Here is a 16,549-nt window from a genome sequence, read left to right on the forward strand (position 1 = left end):
GGCCATCCATAGCGCAGCGTAGCCTGGAAGGTCGAGTTCCATCTCGACCAGCGCGGCCGCATGAAACACCGCAGACCGGGATGGAACCCGGCCATCCATAGTGCAGCGTAGCCTGGAAGGTCGAGTTCCATCTCGACCAGCGCGGCCGCATGAAACACCGCAGGCCGGGATGGAACCCGGCCATCCATAGTGCAGCGTAGCCTGGAAGGTCGAGTTCCATCTCGACCAGCGCGGCCGCATGAAACACCGCAGGCCGGGATGGAACCCGGCCATCCATAGCGCAGCGTAGCCTGGAAGGTCGAGTTCCATCTCGACCAGCGCGGTTGCATGAAACACCGCTGGCGAAGGGAATAGCGCGCCTGCTTACCTGATATTCAGCGCCGGGATCAGGCTGGTATCGACTTCCTGGCCGGGTACGGCGACAGGGGCGGCCAGCCCCAGGTTGTTCTTCTCGAATACCCGGTCGGCACGGTAGCTGGAGCGTACCAGCGGCCCGGCTGCCACTTCCATGAATCCCTTGGCCAGCCCCAGTTCCCGATAGCGGTTGAATTCTTCCGGGCTGACCCAGCGCTTGACCGACAGGTGATTACGGGTTGGCTGCAGATACTGACCAAGGGTGACGATGTCGACGCCGATGGTGCGCAGCTCGTCGAAGGTCTGCAGAATTTCCTCGTCGGTCTCACCCAGGCCGACCATCAGGCTGGTCTTGGTCAACACATCCGGGCGATAGCGCTTGGCATGTTCCAGTACCTTCAGGGTCTTGGCGTAGCCGGCACGCGGGTCGCGTACTTCGCGGGTCAGCCGCTCGACGGTTTCGACGTTCTGGGCGAATACTTCCAGCCCTGAGTCGACCACCAGTTCCACCGCAGACAGGTCCGCATCGAAATCAGGGGTCAATGCTTCGACCACTACCTGCGGGGTGCGCTGCTTGATCGCGCGTACGCAGGCGGCGTAGTGGGCAGCGCCACCGTCAGCCAGGTCATCACGGTCGACCGAGGTGAGCACGATATAGCGCAGCGCCATGAGTTCGACCGAGCGGGCGGTATTCTCCGGCTCCTCATGATCCAGCCAGCCGTTGGGGTTGCCGGTATCTACCGCGCAGAAGCGGCAGGCGCGGGTGCAGACCGACCCCATCAGCATGATGGTAGCGGTGCCATTGGACCAGCATTCACCCATGTTCGGGCAGTGGGATTCCTGACAGACAGTGCTCAGCCGGTGTTCGGAGACGTTGCGTTTGACCGCTTCGAAACGGTCGCCGGCGGGCGCTTTGACGCGCAGCCACTTGGGCTTGGGCTCGAAAACCTGAGGTTCTGCGGTGGCGCGGCGCTTCTGGCCGTCCTTGATCGCGGCTATGCCCTGGGCATTGCGGAATTTTTCGCCACTGGCAACGTTGTTCGGGGTGCTGTCAGACATCGGATCAAGGGCTCCTGGTAGAGGCTCCACGGGGTTGTTCGAGGTACGGGCAGGCTTGTGGCCACGGCGCAGTTTACCACAGACGCCATGGCTGTTGGACTACACCGTCGCCCTCGGCCCATCGTTCCGGCGGACTCGGAGTGGCCGGTGGATCCTTCGCGAAGGATGACGGGGCGAGGCGAAGGATAGTGGGTTTAATTGAACGGCATTGCGGCTTCAAGGCTCGCTCAGTCGCCGAACTGGCCGGAGGTCTCCTCCAGGCGGCTCAGTTCGACCCGGGCAATGCGCATGTGCTCGATTTCGAGTATGCGCATCTGCCAGCCATCCACCGTCAGCAGCTCGTCCGGTTCGGGCATGTGCTCGAGCTGGTTGAGGATCAGGCCGGCCAGGGTGGTATACAGCGAACTGCGTGGCAGCGGTGCCGGTAGCTGGCGGTTGATCTCTTCCAGGTTCTCGCTGGCATCGGCCTCGTAACGACCCGGCTCCAGGGCAATGACGCTGGGTGTCAGATCCATGCCCTGTTCGGCCTCTGGCAACTCGCCGGCGATGGCTTCCATGATATCGGTCAGGCTGACGATCCCTTCCAGGGTGCCGAACTCGTCCACCACGAAGGCCATCTGCTTGCCTTCATGCCGGAAGGCCTCCAGTGCCTTGATCGCATTCTGGGTTTCGAACAGTACTACAGGTTGTTCGATGTACTGTTCGAAGTGCAGCTCACCGCCCCGCAGGATGGCATCGAGCAGTGTTTTCTTCTGCACTATGCCCAGGGGCTCATCCTGCTTGCCATCGCGGATCACCGCCAGACGCGAGTAGGGCGAGTCCAGCAGCTGCTGGCGCTGTTCGTCCAGGCTGTTGCTCAGGTCCAGCGCGTGCACCTCGCGGCGCGGGGTCATCAGCGCCTTGATGTTGGTGTCGGCCAGGCTCAGCACGCCGCGGATCATGTCGCGCTCGTTGTCCTGGAAGATGGGCTGCTCGGCGCTGTCCTCGGCCAGATCTTCATGGGCGATCTGCTCGGCGCTGTCGGCCTTGCCGAGCAGGCGCAGGATATTGTTGGCGGTACGTTCGCGCAGGGTGCCGCCGGTATCCAGCCATTTCTGCTTGTTGTGCCGGGCCAACTGATTGAAGAACTCGACCATGATCGAGAAACCGATGGCGGCATACAGATAGCCCTTGGGAATATGCAGCCCCACACCTTCGGCGACCAGGCTGAAACCGATCATCAGCAGGAAGCCCAGGCACAGGATGATCAGTGTCGGGTGGGCATTGACGAAGCGGGTCAGGCGCTTGCTTGCCAGCAGCATCACAGCCATGGCGACGATCATGGCAATTGCCATCACCGCCAGTTCGTCGGCCATGCCGATGGCGGTGATCACCGAGTCGATGGAGAACACCGCGTCGAGAATGACGATCTGGGTCACTACCACGCCGAAACTGGAATAGGCCAGCCTGGCGCCGCTGGTGTGTTGCCGACCTTCCAGGCGCTCGTGCAGCTCCATGGTGGCCTTGAACAGCAGGAACAGGCCGCCGGTGAGCATGATGATGTCGCGGGCGGATACGCCATGCTCGCCAACATGGAACAGCGGATTGGTCAAGGTCACCAGCCAGGCGATACTCATCAACAGCAACAGACGCATTACCAGCGCCAATGACAGGCCCAGTACACGAGCCTTGTCACGTTGGTGTGGTGGCAGTTTTTCCGCCAGAACGGCAATGAATACCAGGTTATCGATACCCAGGACGATTTCCAGGGCGATCAGCGCGAACAGGCCTGCCCAGACGGTAGGGTCAGCCAGCCATTCGAACATGGTCGGCCTCCATTACGGGCTGGTGCAGCGATACTGCAAAAACGGATTGTGCGGGTGGAGTGCGAAGACGGTCTGTCATCGCGTATGTTCGGGGAGGGACGGAAGTCAAAACAGTAAACCGGTAGCCATTGGAAATGACCTTATACGCCTTCTTCCGCCCCGAGACAAACGGATATTTATTGCAGTGTCAGTTGTTCCGGTTGCGCAGGGCCTTGAGCAATTGGCGGTCGGGGTAGCCATCGGCCGGCCATCCCAGGGCTATCTGAAATCGACGAATCGCCTGTCGAGTATTGGCGCCGATGATGCCATCGACGCTGCCGGGTTCGAAACCATGGGCTTCGAGGCGCTCCTGCAACTCCAGCCGCTCGCTGCGTGACAGAGGGTCGTCATCGGTCGGCCAGTTGGCAAGGATCTGTCCGCGGCCCTGGAAGCGTTCGGACAGCAACCCGATGGCCAGGGCGTAGCTGGTGGAATTGTTGTAGCGCAGGATGCTGCGGAAATTGTTCATCACCAGGAACGCCGGGCCGCGGTGGCCGGCGGGCAGAACCAGGGTCGCCTGTTCCGTCGAACGGCTGTCCAGCGGCCGGCCGCGGGCATCGGTGACACCGAGGCTGGCCCACTCCGTCAACGACTTGCGGATGGACATGTCGGCCAGCGCGTAATCGAAACCATCCGCCAGGCGCACCTCCATGCCCCAGGGCGCACCGGGTTGCCAGTTGGAGGCCTTGAGATAGTTGGCTGCGGAGGCCAGGGCGTCGGCTTCGGTATGCCAGATGTCGCGCTTGCCGTTGCCGTCGAAGTCCACCGCATAGTCATTGTAGGTCGTGGGGATGAATTGGGTCTGGCCCATGGCGCCGGCCCAGGAGCCGGTCATGTCGCTGACCGTGGTATCGCCACGTTGCAGTATCTGCAGGGCGGCCAGCAATTGGGTCTGGGCGAAGTCCGAGCGCCGTCCCTGGTGGGCAAGGGTGGCCAGGGAACGGATCACCGAGCGGTCACCCATGTTGCTGCCGAAGTTGCTCTCCAGCCCCCAGATGGCCACCAGAATGTGCCGGTCGACGCCGTAGCGGGCCTCGATCTGCTGCAGGGTGGCGGCATGCCGGGTGAGCATGACCCGCCCTGTGGCCTGGCGCTGCGTGGACAGCGCGCCATCCAGGTAGGCCCATACCGGGCGGGTGAACTCGGGCTGGCTCTGGTCGGCCTTGAGTACCGCCGGATCGGGTTCGATACCACGAAATGCGACGTCGAAGGTGCCAGGGGCGATGCCGGCCTCCAGTGCCTGATCGCGGAAGCCATCACGCCATTGGTTGAAGCTGCGCGCCTCACTATGCGCGGCGGCACTGCTCCCGCCCGGCTGCACCGACGCTTCCAGGCGGTTCTCACCACAGGCGGACAGGACCAGCAGGCTGGTTGCCACGGCGATGAAGGTGCGGCACAGGACTCTGGGGCGAACGGGCAGATTGGGCATGTATCAGGTTCCGACATATTCAGTTTCCGGCCCACTGTAGCACGCGATACGGTGATGACGCACCGCCGGGCCGGGGCATACTGGTGTTTGAGGGTGCGACGCACTTCAGGTTCCCGGCGTTGGGAGATAAAGGGTGAAGGTTTTGAAGAGGATGACGAGTAGCGGGTGAGGATGGAGGTGTCAAGACCTCGATTGGGTTCTAGACTGACTGAACAGTAATCGAGCGGGGACAAGGCAATGAGTAACGGCAAAGTGCTGGCTTGCATTGACACTTCACCCATACTGCCAGCGGTATGTGACTATGCCGCCTGGGCGCGCAGCCGGTTGCAGGCGCCGCTGATGTTGTTGCATGTGCTGGAGGACGTGCCGGCGTTGGCGGAGAATGAGCATGCCAGCAGTATCGGTCTTGGTGATCGCGAGTTCCTGGTCCGGGAGCTGGCCGAGGTGGATGAAAAGCGTGCACGCCTGCTGCGTGAGCAGGGTGAATTCCTGCTGCAAACGGCGGCGGCGCGTATGGCCGGTGTGGCGGGGCTTGTAGAGCGTGTGCAGCGTCACGGCGGTCTGGTCGATACGCTGAACGAGCTGAGCGACGATATCCGCCTGCTGGTGATAGGGCGTCAGGGCGAAGGCGGCAGCTCTTTGCGGCCCCACGTCGGCAGCCATCTGGAGACGGTAATTCGCACCCTGTCGCGACCGATCCTGGTGGTACCTGGTGCGTTCCGGGTGCCAGGCAGTGTGCTGCTGGCCTATGATGCCGGGCCCAGCACACGCAAATGCGTGGATATGCTGATCAGCAGCCCGCTACTCAAGGGGATGCCGGTGCACCTGTTGTCGGTTGGTGCCGAGAGTAGTGCGGCGCGGGAGACGCTATCCGCTGCCGAGCAACGTCTGCGCCAGGCTGGGTTCGAGGTGACATCGGTGCTGCGTTCCGGTGACGTCGAACAGACTCTGCTGGACTATGCCGATACGCATAACATCGATCTGCTGGTGATGGGGGCCTACGGCCACTCGCGGATTCGGCAATTCTTTGTTGGCAGTACCACCACCAATATGCTGGCCAAGACCACCCGACCGCTATTGCTGTTGCGCTAGCCCGCAGCCAGGGGTAGCCGGGTGCCGGCCGCCTGTACCACGATCATGCCCAGGGTATCCCAGGCCGAACCGGGACTCTGGCCCTTGATCTGTTCATCGGCCTGCTGGGCCAGTCCCAGCAGCGCTGCCCAGCGGTCTGCCGGATGCCGTTGCAGGGCCCGGCCGATCAAGGGTTTGCGCTTGTCCCATACCGGCGGGCGTTGGCTGGCGAAGACCTTGTCCTGGGGGATGCCGCGCGCCAGCTCATGGGCCATGTTGTGCAGGCCGCGCAGCTCCCGGCTGAGGGCCCAGAGCACCACTGGCGCCTCGACCCCTTCACCGCGCAGCCCCTGCAGGATGCGCAGACCGTGCTGGGCATCGCCCTGCAACATGGCGTCGGCAAGGTTGAATACATCGAAACGGGCACTGTCGGCGACTACCTGTTGTACGGTCTGCAGGTCCAACTGGCCGCTGTCACAGAACAGCTTGAGCTTCTCGATCTCCTGCGCAGCGGCCAACAGGTTGCCCTCCACGCGGACGCTGAGCAGTTCCAGCGCCTCGGGCGTGGCATGCAGGCCGGCAGCAGCCAGGCGGTCACGCATCCAGGCGGGCAACTGCTGCGCCTCCACCGGCCAGATCTGCAGGAAACGGCTGTGCGCATGTTCGATCAGCCCCTTGGCCCACTTGCTGCGCTGGGTGCTGCCATCGAGCTTGGGCAGGCTGACCAGCAGCGTGGTGTCCGGGGGTGGGTTGTCCAGCCAGGCGAGCAGGGCCTTGGCGCCCTCATCGCCGGGTTTGCCGCCGGGAATGCGCAACTCGACCAGGCGTTGCTGGGCGAACAGTGACAGGCTGTGACTGGCGTCATGCAGCTGGCCCCAGTCGAAACTGCGGTCCACATGAAAGACCAGGCGCTCCTCGCTGCCGGCGGCACGGCAGGCGCTGCGGATCAGGTCGGCGCTTTCGCCGCATAATAGCGGGTCATCACCGCTGACCACATACACCGGCGCCAGCCCTTCGGCGAGCTGGCGCTGCAGTTGCGCGGCGTTGAGTTTCATGGCGTCAACAGGTCCTAGGGGGCCTGCCGGTCGAGCGCTTGCTCACGGGCGGCCAGATCGCTGGCGGAGATGCTCGACAAACGGAACATCAACTGCCGGGTCAGATCCTGGAGCATTTCCCGGTGCAGCAGCGCTTCCTCTTCACTGGTACCGATCAGGTTGTCCTTGTCGTTGACATACACCCGCTGGGTGGCCAGGGTTTCCGGGCCGATCAGCGCGCGACCCTGCTGGTCGCTGATCTGGAACATCAGCTCGCTGGTCAGCTCGTACTCGGCCGGTGTCGAGCGGTAGGTATAGGTTACCGCACGGCGCTCCTTGCGTTCCTCCAGCAACTGCAGGTGGTAGGGTGCGGAGCTGCGCACATCCACACCATTGACCTGCAGCGCTTCCAGCACGCTCTGGTAGGTCGGGCCGTAGCTGTTGCGGGCGCTGACATTCAGTTCGTTCAGCTTGACGCTGTCGACACCGGTGCCGCGCAGGTGAAAGCCGCAGGCGCTGAGCAGCAGTGTAGCGCCGAGCACGGCGCAGCTCAGTAGTTGGCGGGGGCGTTGCAGTGGCATGCCGATTCTCCGTTGCGTATCAATTGGCGACAATATTGACCAGCTTGCCCGGCACCACAATCACCTTGCGGATGGTCAGGCCTTCAGTAAAGCGCAGTACGTTTTCATTGCCCCGCGCTGCCGCTTCCACCGCCTCGCGGCTGGCATCAGCCGGTACATCGATATGACCGCGCAGCTTGCCGTTGACCTGGATCACCAGCTGCAGGCTGTCCTGTACCAGAGCGCTTTCGTCCAGTTCGGGCCAGGCGGTGTCGATCACCGGCGATTGGTGACCCAGCGCCTGCCACAGGGCATGGCAGATATGCGGGGTGATCGGCGCCAGCAGCAGGGCGACGGTTTCCAGCCCCTCCTGCAGTACCGCACGATCCTGCTCGCTGTCGCGCGGAGCTTTCTCCAGCACGTTCATCAGCGTCATCACTGCGGCGATGGCGGTGTTGAACTTGTGGTGCTGACCGATATCCTGGCTGGCCTGGCGGATCGCCAGGTGAATGGCGCGGCGCACATCCTTCTGTGCATCGGTCAGGCTGGCAAGATCCATCGTGCCGGGCAGCCCGCTGCTGACATGCTGTTGGGCCAGGCGCCAGACGCGGCGCAGGAAGCGCTGGGCGCCCTCGACACCGGAGTCGGACCATTCCAGGCTCATGTCCGGCGGCGAGGCGAACATCATGAACAGGCGGCAGGTATCGGCACCGTACTGGTCGATCATCGCCTGTGGGTCTACGCCGTTGTTCTTCGATTTGGACATCTTCTCGGTGCCGCCGATCACCACCGGTTCACCGTCGCTGGACAGTCGGGCGCTGGTGACCTTGCCCTTGGCATCGCGCTCGACTTCGACGTCCGCCGGGTTGAACCAGGTACGGGCGCCCTTGGCGTCGATCCGGTAATAGGTCTCCGCCAGCACCATGCCCTGGGTCAGCAGGTTCTTGAACGGCTCGTTGGAGTCGACCAGGCCCTCGTCACGCATCAGCTTGTGGAAGAAGCGCGCATACAGCAGGTGCAGGATGGCGTGCTCGATGCCGCCGATGTACTGATCCACCGGCAGCCAGTGATTGGCTGCGGCCGGGTCGACCATGCCCTTGTCGTAGTGCGGGCTGGCGTAGCGGGCGAAATACCAGGAGCTTTCGACGAAGGTGTCCATGGTGTCGGTTTCGCGCCGCGCCGGGCGGTCGCAGCGGGGGCAGGTGCACTCGTAGAATTCGGGCATCTTCGCCAGCGGGCTACCGGCACCATCGGGGACCACGTCCTCCGGCAGTACCACCGGCAACTGCTCGTCAGGCACCGGGACGTCGCCGCAGTGCTGGCAATGGATGATCGGGATCGGGCAGCCCCAGTAGCGCTGACGGCTGATACCCCAGTCGCGCAGGCGGAACTGGGTGCGCGGTGCGCCGAGCTCTTTCTGCTTGAGCACTTCACCGATGGCGGTGACGGCGCTGTCGAAATCCAGGCCGTCGAACTCCTCGGAGTTGATCAGCACGCCTTTTTCGCCATAGGCATCCTGCCAGGGCTGGGGAGTGGCATCGCCAGCCGAGGTGCGGATCACCGGCTTGATCGGCAGGTGGAACTGGCTGGCGAACTCGAAATCACGTTCGTCATGGGCCGGTACGGCCATTACCGCGCCTTCGCCATAGCCCATCAGCACATAGTTGGCGACCCACACCGGCAGCTTCTCGCCGGTCAGCGGGTGCTCGACGAACAGCCCGGTGGGCATGCCCTTCTTGTCCTGGGTGGCGATGTCGGCTTCGGATACGCCGCCGCGCTTGCATTCGTCGATGAAGGCCTGCAGCGCCGGGTTGTTCCCGGCCGCCTGGGTGGCCAGGGGGTGTTCGGCGGCGACCGCGACATAGGTGGCGCCCATCAGGGTGTCGGCGCGGGTGGTGAACACCTTGAGCTTGCCGGCATGGCCGATCGAAGCCAGGTCGTAGGGGAAGTGCACTTCCATGCCCACCGACTTGCCGATCCAGTTGCGCTGCATGGTCTTGACCTGTTCCGGCCAGCCGGTCAGCTCGTCCAGCGAACTCAGCAGCTCTTCCGCGTAATCGGTGATGCGGAAGTAGTACATGGGGATCTCGCGCTTCTCGACCAGCGCGCCGCTGCGCCAGCCGCGACCGTCGATCACCTGTTCATTGGCCAGTACGGTCTGGTCGACCGGGTCCCAGTTGACGGTACCGTTCTTGCGGTAGATCACGCCCTTCTCGAACAGCTTGGTGAACAGCCACTGTTCCCAGCGGTAGTACTCGGGGGTGCAGGTGGCAAACTCGCGGGACCAGTCCATGGCCAGCCCCAGGCTTTTCAGCTGGGTGCGCATGTAGTCGATATTGGAGTAGGTCCAGGCGGCGGGCGCCACCTTGTTGTTCATCGCGGCGTTTTCCGCCGGCATGCCGAAGGCGTCCCAACCCATGGGTTGCAGCACGTTCTTGCCCTGCATGCGCTGGTAGCGGGCGATCACGTCGCCAATGGTGTAGTTGCGCACGTGGCCCATGTGTAGCTTGCCGCTGGGGTAGGGGAACATCGACAGGCAGTAGTAGGTATCGCGGCCTGGAGTCTCTTCCACCTTGAAGGCGTCGGTCTGTTCCCAGGCGGTCTGGGCGGCGTTTTCGATCTCGCGGGGTAAGTACTGTTCTTGCATGGGCGTGGACTGTGTGTCGACTCGTATGTCAGGGAAAAAAGTAATGGGGCAGCATACACCACCGGGCCCGGCACAGGTAGTCATATGCCATTCGTCGCCGGGGCCGGGGCAAGCCGGATGCCAGGTCTATGCTGAGGGCAAAGGTTGTCCGCAGGTCTTCGGACATTCGTTTTTACAACAGGGAGAACAGAACAATGAAGCCATTGGAACCGGAACCCGTTAGCTGCAGCCGTGACTCCTCCTATGGGCGGTTACTGCGCCGCCTCGATCAAGCCCTGGATGTCGCCCGCACCCGACAGTGGATGGCCGGGCAGCCCAGCGTGCCCGCTGAGCTGGAAGTGTACGGTCTGAGCGAGCAGGATCTGCGGTTGTTGAAGCGCATCCTCAGTACCATGAACCACCGTCGCGCTGCGGCCTCACCCTCGGTGTTGGCGGCGTGCGATTGTACACAGCAGCAAAGCCACCCCCATTAGCGCCGCCAGCGGCCAGCTGCCCCAGCGCAGCCATGGCGTCAGCCCCTCGCGGGGCTGTACATAGCCGTGTAGCGCCAATTGCTGAAATTGCGGAATCCGTGCGGTAATTTCACCCCGGTGATTGATCAGTGCGGTGACGCCGTTGTTGGTGCCGCGAATCATCCAGCGCCCGCTTTCCAGTGCGCGCATGCGTGCCATCTGCAGATGCTGCAGCGGACCGATCGAGTTGCCGAACCAGCTGTCATTACTGATGGTGAGCAGCAGTTCACTGCGTGCGGCCAGGCGTGCGGCGAAGTCGGGGTAGACGGTTTCATAGCAGATCATGGGTGCCAGCTGGTAGCCGGCGGCCTGCAGCGGTGGCTGCTGCAGCGGGCCGCGGGAGAAGTCCGACATGGGCAGATCGAAGAAGGCGATCAGGCCGCGCAGCAGGTCTTCCAGCGGCACGTATTCGCCGAAGGGCACCAGCTTGTGCTTGAGATACTGGCTGGGCTGGTCCCCGGCGACCATGATGCCGTTGTAGATGCGCATCTGGCCTTCGGCGTCCACCTGGTCCACCGGGATGCCGGTGATCAGGGTGCTGCCCTGCTGCGCCAGGTTCGCCGCCATGCCCTGCACAAAGGGCAGGGCGCGGCTGCTGAGCACCGGTATCGCGGTTTCCGGCCAGATGATCAGGTCCGCCTGTTGGGCATAGCTCATGTCACGGTAGGTAGCCAGCGTGTAGTCGATGTGTGCCGGGTCCCATTTGCGCGACTGTTCGATATCGGCCTGGATCAGCGCCACCGACAGCGGAGCGCCCGCCGGTCGGGTCCATTCGATCTGACCGAGCAACGCGCCGCCACCCCAGACCAGCGCCAGCAGCGCTGCGGCGAGCAGGCCCTGGACGCGCTGGCGCCACAAGGCCCATTCGCTGAGCAGGCAAGCGCTGAACACGGTGAGGAAGCTGAGCAGCCAGACGCCGCCCACCGGCGCCCAGCCTGCCAGCCAGGTGTCGGTATGAGCATAGCCCTGATACAGCCAGGGGAAACCGGTGAGGAACCAGCTGCGAAAGAATTCCTGCGCCACCCATAATGCGGCGAAGCCGGTGCTGGCCAGCCAGGGATTGCCGGTTGGCCGCAACCAGCGGGCCCACAGCCAGGCCATCAGCGCCAGGATCAGCGCCAGACCCAGCACCAGCCCGACGGTCAGCAGCGCCGCCAGCGCCGGTGCGGCATAGCCATGCACATGGATGCTGACATAGATCCAGGATACGCCGCTGAGAAACAGCCCGACACCCCAGCACCAGCCGCGCCAGGCAGCCTGCCGGGCATCCAGGCTGTGCAGCCCCTGATACAACAGGGCGACCGACAGCAGGCCCAGCGGCCAGATATCGAAGGGGGTGAAGGACAGCGTGGTCAGGATGCCGGCGCACAGCGCCAGCAGGTGCCCGGGCCAGCCGGGACCGCGCAGCCATCCAAGGAATGTGCAAGGGATCGACTTCATGTTCTGAGGTATTTCCTGTTCGTCATTGCGAGCCCCCTGGGGCGCGGCAATCCAGAGCTGGCCGGCTGCTCCGAGTCAGTGGGTTGCCGCGTCGGCGGATGGCCGCCCCCTTGCTCCTCGCAATGACGCGGTCTATTACCTGAAACGGTGGCATGAGGAATGACCTCGTCGGAATTCAGGGCTGGATCAGGGTCACTCGCAGCAGATGCACGCGGCGGCTGTCGGAGTTGAGAATGCGCACCCGGAAACCGTCCAGTTCGACGATCTCGTTGCGTTTGGGCAGATGGCCGAAGGCATTCATCACCAGGCCGCCGAAGGTATCGAACTCTTCATCGGAGAAGCCGGTATTGAAATGCTCGTTGAAGTCCTCGATCGGCGTCAGGCCCTTGACCAGGAAATCACCGGAGGGTAGCGGCTTGATGTAGTCCTCGTCGTCGATGTCGTGTTCATCCTCGATATCACCGACGATCTGTTCCAGTACGTCCTCGATGGTGATCAGCCCGGACACGCCACCATACTCGTCGATGACGATGGCCATGTGGTTGTGGGTCGAGCGGAATTCCTTGAGCAGCACGTTGAGCCGCTTGGATTCCGGGACGCAGGTGGCCGGACGCAGTATATCCTTGATGTTGAAGCGCTCGGTGTTGCCTTCCAGCAGCAGCGGCAGCAGGTCCTTGGCCAGCAGGACGCCGAGCACATCGTCGATACTCTCGCCGATCACCGGGAACCGCGAGTGAGCCGCCTCGATGACTGCGGGCAGGAACTCGCGGGGTGTCTGCGAAGCCTTGATGGTGGTCATCTGCGAACGCGGGATCATGATGTCGCGCACCTGCATGTCGGCGACCTGCAGCGCGCCCTCGATGATGGCCAGCGCCTCGATATCGAGTACCTCGTTGCGCTGGGCCTCGCGCAGCAGTTCGAGCAATTCCTGACGGTTGCGTGGCTCGTGGGCAAACGGCTGGACCAGTCTCTCCAGCCAGGACTTGGGGCCGTTGCTCGGTCGATCTTCGCTCATGGGACTGTTACTCATCACTCGTCGGATTCAAGATAGGGGTCGGCAATGCCCAGCTCGGCCAGCAGTTGGCGTTCCAGCTGTTCCATGGCCTCGGCATCGGCATCCTCGATATGGTCATGGCCGAGCAGGTGCAGGCAGCCGTGGATGACCATGTGCGCCCAGTGGGCCTCACGCGGTTTGCCCTGTTCGGCTGCTTCGCGATTGACCACCGGCACGCAGATGACCAGGTCGCCGAGCAGCGGAATGTTCAGTTCAGGGGGCAGGTCGGCGGGGAAGGACAGCACATTGGTCGGGTAGTCCTTGTGCCGGTACTCGCTGTTCAGTGCCTGGCTCTCGTTGGCATCGACCAGGCGGATGGTCAGTTCGTGGTCGGGTTTGTCACGCAGGGCCAGGGCGGCCCAGCGTATCAGACTGTCGTCATCGGGTTGATCGGGGGCCTCGCTGGCCCTTTGTATGTCTACCTCAATGGTCATTCTGGCGCTCCTTGCGCTCATGCTCCTGGCGCTGGTCGAAGCGGTCATAGGCTTCGACGATACGCTGCACCAGCGGGTGACGCACCACGTCCTTGGACTTGAAGTGGGTGAAGCCGATGCCTTTCACGTCCTTGAGTACATCCATCACATGGGTCAGCCCCGAGCGGGTGCCGCGCGGCAGGTCGACCTGGGTGATATCGCCGGTGATCACTGCGGTGGAGCCGAAGCCGATGCGGGTAAGGAACATCTTCATCTGTTCCAGCGTGGTGTTCTGGCTCTCGTCGAGAATGATGAAGCTGTTGTTCAGCGTGCGTCCGCGCATGTAGGCCAGCGGGGCCACTTCGATCACCTGTTTCTCGATCAGCTTGGCTACCTGCTCGAAGCCGAGCATCTCGTACAGGGCGTCATACAGCGGGCGCAGGTAGGGGTCGATCTTCTGCGACAGGTCGCCGGGCAGGAAGCCCAGCTTCTCGCCGGCCTCGACCGCCGGGCGCACCAGCAGGATACGGCGGATCTGCTCGCGCTCCAGCGCATCCACCGCGCAGGCGACGGCCAGATAGGTCTTGCCGGTACCGGCCGGGCCAATGCCGAAGTTGATGTCGTGTTCCTGGATCGAGCGCACGTAGCTTTGCTGGTTCGGCCCGCGCGGCTGGATGGTCATGCGCTTGGTGCGCAGTACCACCGGTTTGTGGCCATCGCCCTGCTGCAGGCTTTCGCTGAGGTTCTCCAGCCCGGATTCCTGCAGATACAGGTGCACGGTATCGGGTGACAGGTCCTTGTTGTCGCGGGTTTCGCGATACAACTGGCGCAATACCGCCTCGGCGGAACGGGTGATGGCCGGATCGCCGATCAGTTCGAAATGGTTGCCGCGGTTGCGGACTTCGATGCCGAGGCGTTGTTCGATCAGGTGCAGGTTTTCATCGAACTGGCCGCAGAGGCTGGCGAAACGCCGGGAATCCACGGGTTCGATGCTGAAGCGATGAATAGTCAAGGGAACGTTCAAATTGGTCTGTAGGTGGCCATATGGCAGTCAGGAAAACACAGCATAGCGCGCAAAGCGGGCTATGCAAAGCGGGTGGTGCGCCGTCGCCCGCCATGGCGGGCGGCGGCCTCAGTGCACTGTGTCGGTCAGCAGGCTGCCGCGCAGGGAGTGGGGCAGGGCCTCGTCGATGTGGACCTCGACGAACTGGCCGATCAGGCGCGGATTGTCGCAGCGGAAATTGACGATGCGGTTATGCTCGGTGCGCCCCTGCAGCATGCCCGGGTCTTTCTTCGAATAGTCGGTCACCAGGATGCGCTGGGTGCTGCCGACCATGCGTCGGCTGTTCTCGAAGCCCTGCTGGTTGAGCCGGGCCTGGAGGATCTGCAGACGCTGCTTCTTGACCTCCATCGGCGTGTCGTCGGGCAGGTCGGAGGCCGGGGTGCCGGGGCGTGCGCTGTAGACGAAGGAATAGGAGAAGTCGAAGCCGATGTCTTCCACCAGTTTCATGGTCTGCTCGAAGTCGCGGTCGGTTTCACCGGGAAAGCCGACGATGAAGTCCGAGCTGAGAATGATGTCCGGCACCGCCGCCTTGAGCTTGCGCACTCGGGACTTGTACTCCAGTGCGGTGTGGTTGCGCTTCATGCCGGCCAGTACCCGGTCGGAGCCGGATTGCACTGGCAGGTGCAGGTATTTGACCAGCTCCGGCACTTCGGCGTGGGCGCGGATCAGGCTGTCGGAGAACTCCAGCGGGTGCGAGGTGGTGTAGCGGATGCGGTCGATACCGTCGATTTCCGCAACTACCCGGATCAGGTCGGCCAGATCGGCGATACCGCCATCATGGGTTTCGCCGCGATAGCCGTTGACGTTCTGCCCCAGCAGGGTGATCTCGCGCACGCCATTCTCCGCCAGGTGCACGCACTCGGCGAGCACGTCATCGAACGGGCGGCTGACTTCTTCGCCGCGGGTGTAGGGCACCACGCAGAAGCTGCAGTACTTGCTGCAGCCTTCCATCACCGACACATAGGCGGTCGGGCCATCCACCCGGGGCTCGGGCAGGCGGTCGAACTTCTCGATCTCGGGGAAGGATACGTCGACCTGGGCGGTGCCGGTGCTGCGTGCGGCGTTGATCATTTCCGGCAGGCGGTGCAGGGTCTGCGGACCGAATACCACGTCGACATAGGAGGCGCGATCACGGATCGCGGTGCCTTCCTGGCTGGCCACGCAGCCGCCGACGCCAATGATCAGGTCGGGGTTCTTTTCCTTCAACGGACGCCAGCGGCCCAGCTCGGAAAACACCTTCTCCTGCGCCTTCTCGCGAATCGAACAGGTGTTGAGCAGGATGACATCGGCCTCGTCGGGGCGGTCGGTCAGTTCCATTGCCTGATATTCACCGAGCAGGTCTGCCATGCGCGAGCTGTCGTACTCGTTCATCTGGCAGCCGTGGGTCTGGATAAAAAGTTTCTTGGCCATGGGGTCTGTGCGGGTGACTCGTGGAGAAAAACGGCGATTATACACGGATGGTCGGAACAATGTGATGGTGGCTGTCGGGGGAGGTGGTCTGCTTGATCGTGCCGTGGGCATAAGCGGCAAGTGCGCGGGAGGCAGTAGTGGCAGGGACGGCGCCACAGAACGCGCACCCCGCCATCCATGGCGCTCGTCTACGGCCATCCCTGGCCGCAGACGGTTCTGTGGCGCCGTCTCTGCCACTACTGCTCGTTGCTTGCGCACCGTTGGTAACTCGGGGGCCTTGTGATTTACGCAGATATGCTATGATCCGCGACCTTTGGCCGGGCGTCCGAGCGCCTGCAGCCGGTATCCATGTTGTGCAATGTGTGAGTTCATGAGCAAAGACAAGCAACAACCCATTTTCCGGGTGATTTTTCTCAATCAGGGTCAGGTGTACGAACTGTACGCGCGTCATATATTCCAGAGTGAGCTGTGGGGCTTTCTGGAAATCGAGGAATTGGTGTTCGGTGAGCGTTCCCAGATGCTGGTCGATCCGGGCGAGGAAAAGCTCAAGAACCAGTTCGAGGGCGTCAACCGCAGCTTCATTCCGGCGCATGCCATCGTGCGTATCGATGAGGTCGAGCGGGTGGGGCAGGCCAAGATCAGCGAAGCCAAGGGCGGCA

At 63.0% G+C, this 16,549-nt stretch carries 13 protein-coding genes; 2 read left to right on the forward strand and 11 right to left on the reverse strand.

Annotated features, from left to right (window positions below; genetic code table 11):
* Positions 1-363: 363 nt before the first annotated feature.
* The 3 genes from lipA to CQ007_RS18480 all read right to left on the reverse strand — a co-directional run bounded on the left by lipA (position 364) and on the right by CQ007_RS18480 (position 4,686).
* The gene (lipA, locus tag CQ007_RS18470) at positions 364-1,413 is read right to left on the reverse strand and encodes a lipoyl synthase (protein WP_105647313.1); all 1,050 of its coding nucleotides are present in this window, start codon (positions 1,411-1,413) and stop codon (positions 364-366) included.
* A 227-nt stretch (positions 1,414-1,640) separates the two neighbouring features.
* Positions 1,641-3,218, reverse strand: a complete 1,578-nt coding sequence (locus CQ007_RS18475; protein ID WP_105647314.1) for a TerC family protein — start codon at positions 3,216-3,218, stop codon at positions 1,641-1,643.
* Between the two features lie 187 nt (positions 3,219-3,405).
* On the reverse strand, positions 3,406-4,686 hold the full coding sequence (locus CQ007_RS18480; protein ID WP_105647315.1) for a lytic murein transglycosylase: 1,281 nt from the start codon (positions 4,684-4,686) through the stop codon (positions 3,406-3,408).
* 237 nt (positions 4,687-4,923) lie between these two features.
* Here CQ007_RS18480 and CQ007_RS18485 point away from each other — a divergent pair, with 237 nt between their 5' ends.
* Positions 4,924-5,778 (forward strand): universal stress protein, encoded by an 855-nt coding sequence (locus CQ007_RS18485; protein WP_105647316.1) that lies wholly within the window; start codon positions 4,924-4,926, stop codon positions 5,776-5,778.
* On the opposite strand, the gene holA is transcribed toward CQ007_RS18485, so the two are convergent.
* The 8 genes from holA to miaB all read right to left on the reverse strand — a co-directional run bounded on the left by holA (position 5,775) and on the right by miaB (position 15,890).
* Entirely contained in the window at positions 5,775-6,812 is a 1,038-nt protein-coding gene (gene holA, locus CQ007_RS18490; protein WP_105647317.1) for a DNA polymerase III subunit delta, read from the reverse strand. The genes CQ007_RS18485 and holA overlap by 4 nt on opposite strands.
* Positions 6,813-6,826: 14 nt before the next feature.
* Positions 6,827-7,372: an LPS assembly lipoprotein LptE gene (gene lptE, locus CQ007_RS18495; RefSeq protein ID WP_105647318.1), complete on the reverse strand. Its 546-nt coding sequence runs from the start codon at positions 7,370-7,372 to the stop codon at positions 6,827-6,829.
* Between the two features lie 19 nt (positions 7,373-7,391).
* The gene (gene leuS / locus CQ007_RS18500) at positions 7,392-9,998 is read right to left on the reverse strand and encodes a leucine--tRNA ligase (protein WP_105647319.1); all 2,607 of its coding nucleotides are present in this window, start codon (positions 9,996-9,998) and stop codon (positions 7,392-7,394) included.
* 416 nt (positions 9,999-10,414) lie between these two features.
* The gene (lnt, locus tag CQ007_RS18505) at positions 10,415-11,950 is read right to left on the reverse strand and encodes an apolipoprotein N-acyltransferase (protein ID WP_105647320.1); all 1,536 of its coding nucleotides are present in this window, start codon (positions 11,948-11,950) and stop codon (positions 10,415-10,417) included.
* Between the two features lie 175 nt (positions 11,951-12,125).
* Entirely contained in the window at positions 12,126-12,965 is an 840-nt protein-coding gene (locus tag CQ007_RS18510) for an HlyC/CorC family transporter (RefSeq protein ID WP_105647326.1), read from the reverse strand.
* 14 nt (positions 12,966-12,979) lie between these two features.
* Positions 12,980-13,438, reverse strand: a complete 459-nt coding sequence (gene ybeY, locus CQ007_RS18515) for an rRNA maturation RNase YbeY (protein WP_105647321.1) — start codon at positions 13,436-13,438, stop codon at positions 12,980-12,982.
* Complete coding sequence (locus CQ007_RS18520) at positions 13,428-14,441, reverse strand: PhoH family protein (protein WP_105647322.1); 1,014 nt, start codon at positions 14,439-14,441, stop codon at positions 13,428-13,430. Before CQ007_RS18520 ends, ybeY begins: the two co-directional genes overlap by 11 nt.
* Before the next feature lie 108 nt (positions 14,442-14,549).
* Positions 14,550-15,890, reverse strand: coding sequence for a tRNA (N6-isopentenyl adenosine(37)-C2)-methylthiotransferase MiaB (gene miaB, locus CQ007_RS18525; RefSeq protein WP_105647323.1), 1,341 nt, complete (start codon positions 15,888-15,890; stop codon positions 14,550-14,552).
* Positions 15,891-16,260: 370 nt separating this feature from the next.
* On the opposite strand from miaB, the gene CQ007_RS18530 reads away from it, so the two are divergent.
* Positions 16,261-16,549, forward strand: a 289-nt coding sequence (locus CQ007_RS18530; RefSeq protein ID WP_105647327.1) for a DUF1820 family protein, incomplete at its 3' end; no start/stop codon positions are given.

It is taken from the genome of Pseudomonas sp. MYb185, assembly GCF_002979975.1.
Classification (GTDB): Bacteria; Pseudomonadota; Gammaproteobacteria; order Pseudomonadales; family Pseudomonadaceae; genus Halopseudomonas.

Bases quoted from the DNA above. Each gene is read 5' to 3' on its own strand.
- lipA (WP_105647313.1), bottom strand. From the start codon at position 1,413: ATGTCTGACAGCACCCCGAACAACGTTGCCAGTGGCGAAAAATTCCGC.
- CQ007_RS18475 (WP_105647314.1), bottom strand. From the start codon at position 3,218: ATGTTCGAATGGCTGGCTGACCCTACCGTCTGGGCAGGCCTGTTCGCG.
- CQ007_RS18480 (WP_105647315.1), bottom strand. From the start codon at position 4,686: ATGCCCAATCTGCCCGTTCGCCCCAGAGTCCTGTGCCGCACCTTCATC.
- CQ007_RS18485 (WP_105647316.1), top strand. From the start codon at position 4,924: ATGAGTAACGGCAAAGTGCTGGCTTGCATTGACACTTCACCCATACTG.
- holA (WP_105647317.1), bottom strand. From the start codon at position 6,812: ATGAAACTCAACGCCGCGCAACTGCAGCGCCAGCTCGCCGAAGGGCTG.
- lptE (WP_105647318.1), bottom strand. From the start codon at position 7,372: ATGCCACTGCAACGCCCCCGCCAACTACTGAGCTGCGCCGTGCTCGGC.
- leuS (WP_105647319.1), bottom strand. From the start codon at position 9,998: ATGCAAGAACAGTACTTACCCCGCGAGATCGAAAACGCCGCCCAGACC.
- lnt (WP_105647320.1), bottom strand. From the start codon at position 11,950: ATGAAGTCGATCCCTTGCACATTCCTTGGATGGCTGCGCGGTCCCGGC.
- CQ007_RS18510 (WP_105647326.1), bottom strand. From the start codon at position 12,965: ATGAGCGAAGATCGACCGAGCAACGGCCCCAAGTCCTGGCTGGAGAGA.
- ybeY (WP_105647321.1), bottom strand. From the start codon at position 13,438: ATGACCATTGAGGTAGACATACAAAGGGCCAGCGAGGCCCCCGATCAA.
- miaB (WP_105647323.1), bottom strand. From the start codon at position 15,890: ATGGCCAAGAAACTTTTTATCCAGACCCACGGCTGCCAGATGAACGAG.